Origin of the sequence: Carboxylicivirga litoralis, from assembly GCF_025499605.1 — a bacterium.
Taxonomy (GTDB): Bacteria; Bacteroidota; Bacteroidia; order Bacteroidales; family Marinilabiliaceae; genus Carboxylicivirga; species Carboxylicivirga litoralis.
In genome coordinates this window covers 163,985-178,403 of the sequence record NZ_JAFMVC010000009.1, presented here as the reverse complement: position 1 = coordinate 178,403, position 14,419 = coordinate 163,985, and the positions used below count along the sequence as shown (strand labels likewise).

The window sequence follows — 14,419 nt, the reverse complement described above, 5'->3', positions numbered from 1 at the left end:
GCGTTTACCCCAAAGATGTGCAACGTATCACCGGTAAAAGTGAAAAATCAAGCCGGCGCCTACTGCATAACATCAAAGCATCATTGGGCAAAAAGGAGCACCAGTTCATCACCTTGGATGAGTTTGCCCATCACACCGGCATTAAGGAAGAACTCGTCAAGCAATACCTCACCGATTAGAAGCCGGACTTTCAACATTCGACCCAGCTTCCTATATCCTCATTTCATTAAATTTGAACTCCCTCAAACAACCTGTACCATTCGTTTTTCATCAAAATGATATCAATCCCCTTTAACCATCACTAACGATTAGGTGCCAAGCTCAATTATTACCACTCATTCAGCTTAAATGCTTAACCTTATTTGTATTGATTTGCACTCTTTTAATTGGCTTCAAACCATACATTTCCGTACCTTTGTAACTGTCGAAGGACAACAAACAGAATCAAAACCTTTCGTTTTTTATGTGACCTATTTAGTGACCTCATAAAAAATATGTGTTTGTAACATATTGTAATTTAGACGACTTGCAAAAATGATATTGTTCCCGCCGGGGTCACAAATCCTCTTGATTATCAAGGGGATTTTTCTTTTTAGAAACCTAAATAATAACGCCTTGTCTTTGAAACTAAAATTGTGGATAAGGTCTGACCTATTTCTTGGATTTAATAAATTAACTCACATTATTATCTTTATAAAATACCTCATGTAATTCGCCCAACAGTTCTTTAAGAGGGAAATCAGAGGGTACTTTAGAATAATCAACCTGGTTAATAGCTTCAGGAGTGGCGAATACGCCAGGTACCCAATGGTTGGGTGTTTTTAATTCTTTATAGCGATATCGCACAAAATTCAGCATATCATAGCATTTCCATAGTTTGCGCCAGTGGAGCAAGAGGGGAATATCTAGGTCAGAAGGATCATTTTGAAGCGTATAGGCATCAAATGCTGCATATGGGTCGTCATTAACCATGTTATTGAGCTGTTTCAGGGCCAGAGTATCGGATTTTTGGTGTGTCGAAGATGGAAAAATACCCTTCATTTCATCAAAATGTTCAGGCTCGGTCATGCCAAAAGATAAGGTGTGTACACCATCAGTATTCAGGCAAAAACGGGCATTCCACTGGATGGGTGTAGAATGTGGAATGGCATTTTTAACCTTGGCAGGGGCTTTGTATAATTGGCCACCTTTATCATTAGGTGAGATGATAAAGACGCCCAGGTCTTTCTCTTTGGCCAGCCGAATAGCTGCTTCGTTACGCTGATAAAAGTAGTAGTAATGAAGGTTCACAAACTCAAATAAATCAGTTGAGATGGCTTTTTGAATGGTCTCGAGCGAACCGTGTGTGCTAAATCCCACGTGTTTTATAATGCCTTCCTCCTTCATCTTAAGTAATTCCTCAACGGGGCCTCCGGATTTACATGATGTTGTAAGTAACTCATCGGTGTTGATACCATGCCAACCGTAAAAATCTAAATAGTCTGTTTGTAAAGTGTTGAGTTGCTCCTCAACCAGTTTTCTGGTTTCATCAGCCGTAAGAGGATTGCCTTTGGTCATCAGGTAGTAAGATGAACGCTCAATGTTTAATTCCTGATTTAAAGTGTGACCAAACACAGTTTCACTTTTTACATAGCCATAAGCCGTTTCAAAGTGATTGATACCGTTCTTAATAGCTAAGTCCATAACTTGGGTGCAATGATCCTGTGTTTCTTTTGGGATAATAGTACGGGGCTGATCCCATACTTTCGAAAAACGCATGCCGCCTAAAGTAATGGCACTAATGTATTTATTTGTTTTACCAAAACGCCTGTATTCCATGGTTAATTACTGTTTCTATAATGTGGTGCTTAAAAGTAGCAAGTGTTATAGGAGTTGACAAATAAACGTTCGTTAGGTTCAAAAATAAGAAATGCATGATTCGTAAATTGACAAAGTAGATTTTCATTATTTATGCAATAGATAATGAAGGTGTTAGATTAATGTCGACAAGCCACTAAACTCAAACTAAATTCATATTAAACTCAAAGTAAATTCGATTCAAGCTGAATTTAATATGGCTTAAATATGTAATAAGTATAATTTGATATTGATTTTGCCCTGAAGCTGTTGCGACCCTGCTGCTATGTTGTCATTGTAAAATGAATTATTTAGATAAAGTAACTGAAGGTAGCCTACGAGCAATGGATATTGGTTATTTTAAGATGTTTCCCCTTAGAATAGTAACAATAACATTCTTTTTATATCTTCACAACACTTAAGGTAATGCGCACATGTATCGACTCTTTTTATTTATTACAATCCTATCGTTAGCATCAATTGTTAATGCTCAAAAGTTGGGTATTCCTGAAATTGAATATTTTAACCGACGACAGTATGGTGGGGGAACGCAAAATTGGAAAGTATCGCAAAGTGACAATGATCTGATTTATTTTGCCAATAATAATGGGCTTGTCGAATACGATGGGGTAAAATGGAAGCTGCACACACACATGGGGGACGGTGGTTTACGAAGTGTTAAATGTATTGACGACCGGATTTATATTGGAACAGATGATGACCTTGGTTACTTTGAGTATGATTCACATAATCACCTAAGTTATGTATCTCTGGCTAATAACACACGATTAAAGGATTTAGGCGAAGCCTGGACCATCTTATCCTGGAATGAGAAAGTAGTATTTCACACCGAAGCAGCCATCATTATTTTTGATAACGATGAAGTTGCCAGTGTGATACCTTCAGTGTCTCGTTTTATCTCAGCCTTTGTTGTCAATGAAATGCTATTGGTTAATGATGAGCAAGAGGGGTTATTGGAAGTGCGTGGCGGTAAAATATATCCGGTGTCGGGTGGTGAAGCCTTTGCTGAAAAAAACATTGCATCCATCATGGCTTTGTCCAATCGGGAGCTTCTGGTTGGTACCATGCACCATGGTGCATATGTGTGGGATATGAATAATGTCAGGCCCTGGGACGGGGAAGCAAATGAGTTTTTAAAGAATGCCAATATTTTTTCAGGTGTGCGGTATAATGATGAACTCATGCTGTTCGGAACCATTCAAAGTGGCATTGTTATTACCAATATGGCTGGAGAATTGGTAATGGTTATTGACAAGGACAAAGGATTAATGAATAATACGGTGCTCGGTCTTTTTGTTGATAAGGAAGGTGGCGTGTGGTGTGGTTTAGATAACGGTATTGCCAGAATAGCTTTAAATAATAATGTTTCTTTTTTGTCTGGTTATTACAATTTGGGGACTGGATATGTACAGGAGCGTTACAAAGGAGACTGGTTTTTTGGAACCAACCAAGCCTTGTTTAAAATTGACGATAGGGGCTTTAGAGATCCTTTAAAGGATCGTAGTGATTTCGTCAGGATAGCCGGCACTGATGGCCAGGTGTGGAGTATTCATAAAGAAGACAATCAATTGCTATGCGGTCATAACCTGGGCGTGTTTGAAATTAATGATGAAACAAGCCGCCTGATTACCCCATCATCTGTTAATGGAGTCTGGAATTTTTTACCCGTCAATGATAATTCGGATTTAATGATTTCAGGAACGTACAATGGTCTGATTTTATTTGAGCGAAAAAACGAAAAGTGGCAGTTTAAACAACATATTGATGGTTTTTCCGAATCATCGCGGTATATAGAATGGGATAAGTTGGGGCGCTTATGGGTGTCTCATAGCTTAAAAGGGGTTTACTGTTTGAGTTTTTCAAATGATTATACAATTATTGAGGATGTTAAATCCTATTCAAAAGAAGAACTACCGGGGAGTAATAGTTTAGTTGTTAGACATTTCAATGAACAGACAATTATTGTTGCCAATAATGGACTTTTTTACATAAATGATAAAGGAGAGATACAGAATTATAAGCAGCTGGATCATTTTTTTGAGCCTAATCAATACCCCTATTCGATTAATGAGGATAGGTTTAAGAACTTGTGGTTGTTTTATCACGATTATGTTGAAGTTCTACGATACCTGGAAGATGGTACCTATAAAAAGATTGCCTTACCCTTTATACCATTAGAACGAAAGTTGGTGAGTGGTTTTGAGTCGGTTTATGTATTGGATCGTGAAAATGTATTTTTTGGTATAGAAGATGGGTATGCTCATTACCTGATGCAGGATTACAATAATTTGAGAATACCCTTTAAGGTGCACCTTCGAACATTTGTTGGAAAGAATGATAGTTTACCATACACTTTGCTGCAAAAAGATGATGCCGAAGTTCAACAGGCAGTGGTCCCGGTTTATCCTTTTAGGCAAAATTATTTTGAAATAGAATATGCTGCCACCTTTTATGGCGATAAAGAGATTGAGTATTCTACTTTTCTTTCGGGTTTTGATGATCGCCCCAGCGATTGGACTCCAGCTACAAGTCGTCAGTTTACCAAACTCAAGGAAGGTGATTATTATTTTACTATTAAGGCGCGTAATAAGTTTGGAATTCAGTCCATTCCTCTGACTTTTCATTTTAAAATATTACCTCCTTGGCATCGACATGTGTATGCAAAAATTGCCTACTTGGTATTCATTCTTATTATTGCTTTTGTACTGACTGTTATATTTAATCGCAAGATAGAAGTGAGCCGACAAAAGGAGAAACTCAAGGCTCATGAAAAGTATAAAGAAAAAGAAGAACGATTGACCAATGAGGCACTGCAGGCCGAGAAAGAAATGATTAAGATGCGGAATGATAAATTGCGCAGTGAGATGAAGTTCAAAGAAGATGAACTGGCAGGATTAACCGTGCATATTATTCAAAAGAACAATTTGCTATCAGAGTTACAAGGGCAGCTTAAGCGAATTAAACGCATAAAAGCCCATGACGAATCGGAGCGAAAGATTGACAACCTGATTAAGAAGATAGATAAGGATATTGATAATGAAAGCAACTGGCAATTGTTTGAAAATCAGTTCGAACAAGTGCATCATACATTTTTAACACGCCTGGTAGAAAAGCACAGCGATTTAACTGATAAAGAAAGGAAACTATGTGCTTACATTAGGATGGGCATGGCATCGAAAGAAATAGCCTCCTTGATGAATATAAGCACCCGCTCTGTTGAAAATAACCGATATAAACTGCGACAAAAATTAGGATTGATGGCTGGTGATGATTTGTCAGTTTATATTGCAGAAATATAGTTAGAGTCTATAGGAGAGCGATATCATAGATCTTAAAAAATTAACTCTGACGCCAGTCATCTTCATGAGGTCTTTTTCAAACTCATAGCGATATTCGCAGCCAAAGCGCTGGTAGTTGCAGCCTATTGATGAAATAATACTGGCCGCACCCTTTATATTGTAGCTCTTAAGTTCGGTACCATTGGTAATTAATTCAGTTGATATTTGCGCATTTAATGGCACTTCATAAGCAAGGCCTAGCTGTATATAGGCCGACCAGTTGGGGCGAACCATAAGGTAATTTCTTGCTGAAATTGGCAATTGGCAGACAAAATAGTCAATGTTTGTTCGAATGTGTGAAGCTGTTTCGCCCTCTCCATATAAGAACTGTTCATCATAGGCCAGAAACATTGGTTCGAAACTAATGGCCCAAATGTTCTTTCTGCCAAAAAGAACTTCTAAATCAACACCGGCCTGATAGCCCATTCCATTTACTTCTTTAGCATAGTAAGATACAAATCGAGGGGGCAGTTTCATTTGGTTGTAGCTAAGACCAGCTTTAGCTCTAATTCTAAAACTTGATTTTTTACGCACACAAAGGGTATAATCAGTTTGCTGCTGATTAGTGGTGCTGTTATACGCAGTAAATAACTTGATAAGCTCCTTTGTATCATACTTAAGATTGCTAAAATAGTCGATGCTTAATTGGGCTGAAGCCATATCATCCAGTAGTTGAGAGCGGAATGTATAGTCGTTTTTTTGCTTTTTACCTGTCTCGTTTAGGCTATACATATGATAATTGGCTGTTGAATTGTCTTCGGCCTGATACATCAGGTACGATATATTATTACCGTTGATAGAATACAAGAAAATATCACGTTCTGTTGAAGGAAGGGAATATAGGTTGGCATCTCCTTCCACTAGTTGTTGCAGTAGAACTTTTGTTGTATCTATTTTTGAAAGCGTTCTGTCCTTACTTAGATAAGTTGGATCAATGTCAAAAGAATGGCGCACATACTTTATTTTGTTTTTAACGACTAGCTCATTCAGCTCGCTGGATTCGATTTTTTGAATGGGGCCATTTTCTGACAGTTTGTATTCAAAATATTTTGGAGAGGAATTCCAATTGCGTAAAATCAGAAAGCAGTTAATGGTGTCGTTATTGTTTTTAATAAAATAACCGTTTAGTGGATTTTGTTGTGCAAATGTACTTGTAGCAATAAGAAGTGCTAATAAAATAAGGGCTTTGTTCATTTTTTTAGGCGTGTGATAGGTTGTGACTCCATAAAATGATAGAGTTTCTGAGATTAAAATTGTGTTTTAAAAAGGAAAGACAAAAATATATAATGTTAAAAAATGTAATTTCAGCAAGAAAGTGTATAAGTGACAATAATGAGTGTATAGGTTAGTTTTATTGGGTGTTATGAAAATTGTAAATAACAGAAAAAGAGAGTTTAAGGGTATTTTATGTGAGGTAAAAATGAGGTTGAAGATGAAGTGTGGTGAGTGATTTGTGAGGTGTTTAAATTAGCATTCATTAACAAATGAATTTAGGTTTGTGGCATCATATAATTCTAAAATCCATTTATTATGAAACATGTATTGGGGATTTTTCTCTTTCTACTGGCAATAACCAGCCAGGCTCAAAATCTAACTGTTACCGGTACGGTGACAGATGCTTCTGATGGAGCTCCTATTCCTGGTGTGAGTGTCGCTTTAAAAGGCACCACAACTGGTACAATAACTAACATTGACGGTTTTTATCAATTAATGGCCAATGAAGGTGATGTATTGGTTTTCTCTTTTATTGGGATGAAAGCACAAGAGGTAAATGTTACTTCTTCAACCATTAATGTAGTAATGGAAGAAGATGCTACTGATTTAGATGAGGTAGTAGTAGTAGGTTATGGTGTGCAAAAGAAAGCTTTGGTTACAGGTGCTAACGCTAATGTTAAAGGTGAAGCATTGGCCGAACTGAATACTGGTAATGCCATGGAAGCCTTACAAGGTTTGGCTGCCGGAGTTAACATTACTCGTAATAACGGTGCGCCGGGAGCAGGAACTAAAGTAACCATTCGTGGTGCCGGTACCATTGGTGATGCAGATCCATTATATATTGTTGATGGAGTAGCTGTTGGCAATATTGATTACCTGAACCCATCTGACATTGAATCAGTTGATGTGCTTAAGGATGCGGCTTCTGCTGCTATCTACGGTTCGCGTGCTGCTAACGGTGTAATCCTGGTGACAACCAAAAAAGGTAAAAAAGGGGCGAAGCCACAAATTACTTACGATGGTTATTACGGTGTTCAAAATATTTACAAGACACTGCCTGTACTAAATGCACAGGAGTATATGTACATCATGGATGAAGCCCGTTCAAACGAAGGTTTGGTGCCATTTGATTGGGAAAACAAGATTGTAAATGGCAATGTGTACATGGGAAATAACTTCCCTGGTGATTTAGGTACACAGTACGGTCAGGAAATTTGGGATAATTTGCAAAATGGTTGGGAAGGAACCAACTGGATTGATGAAATGACACAGGCTGATGCACCAATGCAGAGCCATTCAATTAATATTACTGGTGCTTCCGAAGGTGTTGTATACTCAGGTGGTTTCTCATACTTTGACCAAACAGGTATTATTGGTGGCGATATTTCCGATGCCGGATATAAGCGTATGACAGGTCGATTGAACACCGAATTTGTTGTTTTGAAAAATAACCAGGGTGATTTATTAACAGTAGGTGAGAATTTTACCTATACCAATACTGAAAATCGTTCTGTTGCAACAGGAGATATATACTGGAATGACTTACACAATGCGTTGGTAACAAACCCATTAATGCCAGCCTATTGGTCCAATGAGAATATTAACCACAGAACTGGTGGTTTTGGTCCTACTTTAGAAGGTATCTCAACCGGACAGCACAACCCTATTGCTCAATTATATTATAGAAACAACTTTAACTGGGGCAAAGGAAACACTATTGTTGGAAATGTATACGCTGTTTTACAACCAATGCGTGGTTTAAAAATACGTTCATCATTTGGTGTGGATGCCTGGTTTGGTCATAGCCGTTCGTATTCTCCAACCTATGAGTTGGCTGAGCGTTATCAAAATACAGTTGACGGCGCACAGCAGGATATGTATCAAGGAGTTAATTATACCTGGACAAATACGGCAACTTATGATTTCAGTATTAATAATCACCGTTTTTCTGTGCTTGCAGGTACTGAGATGTTGAAAAATGAATTAAACTTTAATGTTGGGGGCCAAAAGCGTAACCTGACTTTTGATGATCCTAAGTATGCTTATATTGACAATACAAAGAATCCAACTGAAGTAAGTGAAATTGGTACCTGGGGTGCTGATTGGGCAGCTCAGGGTGGTGGCTTAATGTCTTACATGGGTCGTGTGTCATACAACTTTAGTGAAAAGTATATGGCTGATTTCACCATGCGTGCGGATGGTTCTTCCAATTTTGCTGAAGGTAATCGCTGGGGTTATTTCCCATCTGTTTCCGCCGGTTGGAATTTCACTGAAGAAGCCTTTATGGCTGAATTCGACTTCCTGTCATATGGTAAGTTACGTGCCAGCTGGGGGCAGAACGGTAACCAATCGATAGATAACTTTGTTTACACATCTAATATTGAATACCGCAACCAAGGTTATTATTTCGGACCTAATAAAGATGTGCCACAACAAGCTGCTGTTCCTGCTAATGTGCCTAACCCTGATGTGACTTGGGAAACGTCGGAACAAATTAATATTGGTATTGATACGCGATGGTTAGACTCCCGTTTAGGCTTTACTCTTGACTGGTACAAGAAAACAACAAAAGACTGGTTGGTTGATGCCCCTATTTTGGGAACATTTGGCGCAGCTGCTCCTTACATCAATGGTGGTGATATCGAAAATACCGGTTTTGAATTGGTGCTATCATGGAATGATAACATTGGAGACTTCAAATATGGCGCAACAGTTTCAGGTGCTTACAATAAAAATGAAGTAACCAAATTAGCCAATGCAGAAGGTATTATTTATGGTAGTGCACATGTTTTGTCGCAAGGGACATCTGATATTGCCCGTGTTGAGGTAGGTCATCCTATTGGCTACTTCTTGGGTTATGAAACAAAAGGGATACTACAAAATCAGGACGATGTAGATAATTATGTGACAGCAGATGGTACCCCTATTGTTGTTGAAACCGAGAAAGATACACCACGAAAACCGGGTGATGTACATTTTGTAGACCAGAATGGTGACGGCGTGATTAATGATGATGATAGAGTTGAGCTTGGTTCTCCACTACCTGATTTTGAATTGGGTATCCAGTTAAATGCGGAGTATAAAGGGGTATTTGTAAATACTACTTTAACCGGGAAATTTGGCCATCAGGTGATGCAATCGTATCGTTCATTTGCCGACCAACTGGATCAGAATTACACTACGCAGATTTTTGGTCGCTGGCATGGTGAAGGGACATCGAATCGTTTACCTCGTCTAACGTATAATAGTAATGCCAATACGCAGTTAATATCAGATATTTATATGCACGATGCCGACTATTTACGTGTTAACAATTTAACCATTGGTTATAAATTTGATCGTATGTTACGCGATATTGAATGGATGAGCGCTGCCAAAGTATATGTGTCAATTAACAACCTGTATACATTTACCAGCTACGATGGAATGGATCCTGAAGTAGGTTACGGCGCGGATTCATGGTCAAGTGGAGTTGACTTAGGTCTTTACCCATTACCTCGAACAGTAATGTTTGGTGTTAATGTAACCTTCTAATTAAGTCACTTTGTTTAGTATTTTAAAAAAGAATAGAATTATGAAAAAGATAATATATTCAATGGTAATTGGGGCGATAGTGCTGTTAAGTGGCTGTGAAGATCACCTGGATACCGAAAATTTATATGATAAAAACCTTTCAACGTTTTATAAAACACCAACTGATATTGATGAAGCGATGAATGGTGTTTACAATGCTCTATTTGTTGATGGAGTTCACTCTAATGAACATTTAGCAGCTAACCTGTTAAGTGACGTTATGCTTGGCGGTGGTGGTCCTGATGATAAGTCGGCCAAAGATGTTGATAAATTTGTTGATCCTTCTGAAGATACCTACCGCTCTCTGTGGATTGAAACCTATAATGGTGTTAGTAGGGCTAATGCTGTGATTGAAGCAGTGACCGATGGTGATTTCACAAGATACTTTGATACAGCCGAAGAAGCAGAGGTGTTTAAAAACAATACTTTAGGCGAAGCCTATTTTATGAGAGGATTTTTGATGTTTCGTGCAGCCCGCTTTTTTGGAGGTATGCCATTGATTCCAACAACAGAGTCTGATCGTATGGTGCCTCGTTCATCATTGTCTGAGACATGGGCTTTTATTGCCTCCGATTTCAAAACTGCAGCTGAAATGCTACCAAAGAAAAAAGCAAATGAGTATACACTTGATACCTATGGACATGCCAATGTATGGGTAGCCAAGGCTTATATTGCTCGTGCTTACTTATACTATACTGGTTATATGACCAATATTGAAAAGCAGGCAACAGATGCCCTACCATTACCTGAAGGGGGAAGTATTTCAAAAGCTGATGTTATTGCCCACCTGGAAGATGTGCGTGATAATAGTGGTTACCGTTTGACAACTGATTTTAGAAACTTATGGCCTTATTCATATGTGAATCAAAACGCCAGAGATTATGATCCAGAAGGGACTCACCCTGTATTGCCATGGGCTGAAAACGAAGGATTAGAATGGGTTGGTCAGGATGGTCCTAATTCAACTATCGGAACCGGTAACAACGAAGTGATGTTTGCCATGCGTTATGGGTTGGCTGATTGGAGCTTTGGCCAGAAGTTTAATAACCGTATTCCATTATTCTTTGGTATACGTGATCACTCAATGGTACCATTCGGACAAGGTTGGGGATGGGGAACTGTTCACAACGTATTTTATGCCAACTGGCCTGATGAAGATACACGTAAGCTTGGTTCTGTTATTGATTTGAACTCTAAAGATCCGGACATGGGGTTAGCTGACTGGAACATTGGTAAAGGGGATCATAATACCGGTTTGGTCAATAAAAAATACACGACGCTTCAGCATGATGGTCCTGATGGAGTAAAAGGACTGTTTTACTATCTGTTTAATATGGTGCATGGTGACCCATTCCAGCTATGGGCTGCTCAGGATTTCTATTACCTACGATTCTCCGATGTGTTATTAATGCATTCAGAATTAACAGAAACCGCCGATGGTTTAAATGCCGTTCGTATTCGTGCCGGATTAGATGAAATAGCTTATACATTAGAAGACCTTAAACGTGAGCGTTTGTTCGAATTTGCCTTTGAAGGCGTACGTTGGTTTGATCTTGTACGTTGGGGTGATGTTGAAACATCGGGTAATTATTATGGCATTGAAGCTGCTGTAAATAATTCAGGAACGGAAACAACATATAGTGTTCAGTACCGTGCCGAAACAAAAGGGTTGGTGCCTGTTCCGGAGTCTGAAGTAAGGCTGTCGAATGGAGCTTACGAACAAAATCCAGGATGGTAAACAGTTGTAAATTTTAAAATCTAGTCAAATGAGAATTAGCAAAATATTAGGTTTGATAGCAATGGCATTCCTGTTGGTTTTTTCAGCATGTGAGCCTATTGAAGATAGAGATGAACTAAAGAATAGCTTTGATCCTGACCAAATCGAATTGGCTGTAGTGCAAGCTACAAGTGGAGGAAATAAGTTGTCTATTCAGATGAGAACTGAAGGTGTAACTGGCTACTGGGATTATATCCTTGATAAAAAGTACACTGATCGTGTGGAAGTAGTATTTCCTTTTACAGGAACGCATGAGTTTACATATTATGCCACAACACCTTATATGCCAAATAATGATCCGGCTGAAACAGAGTATGTTCAAAAGACTGTTTCTGTTGAAATTACACAGTTGGATGAGCCACTACCTCAAGCTTACTATGATTTAGTTGGTGAAGATTTAGCCGGTAAAACATGGGTATTTGATGGAGGCCCTACTTCTGATGGAGGCCAGTGGTGGTTTATGTCTGATCCAACTAACCCATGGGCAATTTGGTGGAATGCAGCTGGTGATTGTTGTCCTCCTGCCGATGCGGCTGGTAAAATGGTATTTGACCTTGATGGAGGGCCAAACTACACCTATTATGCCGATGCTGCTGGGGAAGCTGTGACAGGTAGTTCCTTTAAATTTAACGGCGACTATTCTAAGATTACTATTGAAGGACCAGCCAACTTACTTGGTTCTATGGAAGGTGGTGGCAATAGCGGTGTCTATGATATTGTAGAATTCACTGCTGACAGAATGGTGTTACATGTACCTAACGCAGCTTGGGCAACAGGTTGGACATGGGTATTTGTTCCTGCAGAATAATAGATTTGACTTAACAAATAATTGCTGATAAAGGGGCTTTGCAGCAATGTAAAGCCCCTTTTTCCTTTGTCATTTTACACATTCTAATGTACCGATTCATTACACTAGTATTCTTGAGTTGTGTAGCTGTATGCTCCGGCTTAAGCCAGGGATTTTTACGCGTTAATAATCAGGATATCGTGAATAACAACGGGCCATTTATTCTTCGCAGTATTGGCACAGGCAACTGGATGATTCAGGAAGGATATATGATGCAGTCGACCGGTGTTGACGTCAATACGCACACCCAGTTTCGAACAAAACTTAATGCAACAATGGGCGTTGAGCGAACAAATGCTTTTTATGAGTATTGGCTCGATAGTCATCTTACCAAAGCTGATTTGGACTCGATGAAATCCTGGGGGTTTAATGCGGTTCGACCGGCCTTGCATTATCTTTGGTTTACGCTGCCCATTGAGAAAGAAGAAAAAAGCGTAGATGGAAGCATCCAAAATACCTGGTTGGTAGATGGTTTTGAACGACTGGATTCGCTGGTTAGATGGTGTGCAGATAATCAGATGTATGTTATTTTTGACATGCATGGAACACCGGGAGGACAAGGTAAAGATGCAAACATTAGCGATTATGCTCCAACTTTGCCATCGCTTTGGGAGAGTGCTGATAATCAGGATAAGTTAGTGGCTCTTTGGGTTAAAATTGCCGAGCGATATAAAGATAATCCTTGGGTGGGTGGTTACGACCTGATTAATGAACCGAATTGGAACGTTGATCAAACAGGTAATAAAAATGGTTGTGGATGTGAGACCAATACTGCTATCTGGGATTTACACCTGCGATTAACCAAAGCGATTAGAGAAGTAGATCATCAGCACATTATTTATATTTCTGGCAACTGCTGGGGAAACAACTATAATGGTTTTGCAGACCATGCATTAAACGGTTATGATGATAATACCGTTTTAACCTTTCATAAATACTGGAACAGTAATCATCAAAGCTCCATACAATGGGCAATTGATATGCGCAAGCAACACAATATGCCTCTATGGATGAGCGAAAGTGGCGAAAATTCAAACCATTGGTTTGCTGAAGCCATTGAGCTTTTTGAAAAAAATAACATTGGATGGTCATGGTGGCCGGTTAAAAAAAGCCGCCTTAATAATGTGTTAAAAGTGACTACCAATGACGAGTATTACAAGCTGTTAGACTCATGGAAAAAAGGAAATACGCCTCTTTCTGCTGAAGCAACTTACAAAGCTGTAATGGGCTATGCCAAAGCCCATCAGACCCAAAGCTGTACTGTTGCTACTGATGTCATTTTTGCCCTTAATAGTGGAACCAATCCATCGCCAACACAAGCTTACCGAAAGCATATTATTGGAGAGTGGATACAATGTGTTCATTACGATTTAGGTAAAGATGGCTTTGCCTATCATGATATTGTTTCGGAAAATATTCATGAAGGCGACAATAAATGGGCGAAGTGGAATACTGGTAATGAATACCGAAATGATGGTGTAGATATTGCCCAATATGGTGAGGATTACTATGTGGGATGGACTGAAGAAGGTGAGTGGCTGCAATATACAATAGACAATGTCCGTGCTAGTAATTTTAATTTAGAGTTACTGTCATCGTCTGCTGACACACAGGGAGTAATTACTGTTTCCATCAATCAAAAAACGGTTGCCAAAAATGTTGCTTTACCCGTCACTGGAGAACAATGCCAATGGAAAACAACAACAATCAAAGATATATTACTACCGCAGGGAGAATGCCATTTAAGAATTAAAATTGAAGTGGGAGGCTCCAATTTAATGGCTTTTAGACTTGTTGAATTATAAAACACAA

General features: G+C 38.9%; 7 protein-coding genes. 5 read left to right on the top strand and 2 right to left on the bottom strand.

Going from position 1 to position 14,419, the window contains the following annotated elements:
- Positions 1-672 precede the first annotated feature (672 nt).
- Entirely contained in the window at positions 673-1,818 is a 1,146-nt protein-coding gene (locus J1N10_RS10720) for an aldo/keto reductase (protein ID WP_262326700.1), read from the bottom strand.
- 452 nt (positions 1,819-2,270) lie between these two features.
- Between J1N10_RS10720 and J1N10_RS10715 the strand changes: the two genes are divergently transcribed.
- Entirely contained in the window at positions 2,271-5,156 is a 2,886-nt protein-coding gene (locus J1N10_RS10715; RefSeq protein WP_262326699.1) for a LuxR C-terminal-related transcriptional regulator, read from the top strand.
- On the opposite strand, the gene J1N10_RS10710 is transcribed toward J1N10_RS10715, so the two are convergent.
- Positions 5,157-6,389, bottom strand: a complete 1,233-nt coding sequence (locus J1N10_RS10710; protein WP_262326698.1) for a PorT family protein — start codon at positions 6,387-6,389, stop codon at positions 5,157-5,159.
- 336 nt (positions 6,390-6,725) lie between these two features.
- On the opposite strand from J1N10_RS10710, the gene J1N10_RS10705 reads away from it, so the two are divergent.
- From J1N10_RS10705 to J1N10_RS10690, 4 genes are all read left to right on the top strand, one after another.
- On the top strand, positions 6,726-9,944 hold the full coding sequence (locus J1N10_RS10705; RefSeq protein ID WP_262326697.1) for a SusC/RagA family TonB-linked outer membrane protein: 3,219 nt from the start codon (positions 6,726-6,728) through the stop codon (positions 9,942-9,944).
- A 40-nt stretch (positions 9,945-9,984) separates the two neighbouring features.
- The gene (locus tag J1N10_RS10700; protein ID WP_262326696.1) at positions 9,985-11,721 is read left to right on the top strand and encodes a RagB/SusD family nutrient uptake outer membrane protein; all 1,737 of its coding nucleotides are present in this window, start codon (positions 9,985-9,987) and stop codon (positions 11,719-11,721) included.
- A 28-nt stretch (positions 11,722-11,749) separates the two neighbouring features.
- Positions 11,750-12,568 carry a hypothetical protein gene (locus tag J1N10_RS10695; protein ID WP_262326695.1) on the top strand — a complete coding sequence of 273 codons (819 nt, stop codon included), beginning with the start codon at positions 11,750-11,752 and terminating at the stop codon, positions 12,566-12,568.
- An 86-nt stretch (positions 12,569-12,654) separates the two neighbouring features.
- Complete coding sequence (locus J1N10_RS10690) at positions 12,655-14,412, top strand: cellulase family glycosylhydrolase (RefSeq protein WP_262326694.1); 1,758 nt, start codon at positions 12,655-12,657, stop codon at positions 14,410-14,412.
- Positions 14,413-14,419: the final 7 nt, after the last annotated feature.

Bases quoted from the DNA above. Each gene is read 5' to 3' on its own strand.
- J1N10_RS10710 (WP_262326698.1), bottom strand. From the start codon at position 6,389: ATGAACAAAGCCCTTATTTTATTAGCACTTCTTATTGCTACAAGTACA.
- J1N10_RS10695 (WP_262326695.1), top strand. From the start codon at position 11,750: ATGAGAATTAGCAAAATATTAGGTTTGATAGCAATGGCATTCCTGTTG.
- J1N10_RS10700 (WP_262326696.1), top strand. From the start codon at position 9,985: ATGAAAAAGATAATATATTCAATGGTAATTGGGGCGATAGTGCTGTTA.
- J1N10_RS10690 (WP_262326694.1), top strand. From the start codon at position 12,655: ATGTACCGATTCATTACACTAGTATTCTTGAGTTGTGTAGCTGTATGC.
- J1N10_RS10705 (WP_262326697.1), top strand. From the start codon at position 6,726: ATGAAACATGTATTGGGGATTTTTCTCTTTCTACTGGCAATAACCAGC.
- J1N10_RS10720 (WP_262326700.1), bottom strand. From the start codon at position 1,818: ATGGAATACAGGCGTTTTGGTAAAACAAATAAATACATTAGTGCCATT.
- J1N10_RS10715 (WP_262326699.1), top strand. From the start codon at position 2,271: ATGTATCGACTCTTTTTATTTATTACAATCCTATCGTTAGCATCAATT.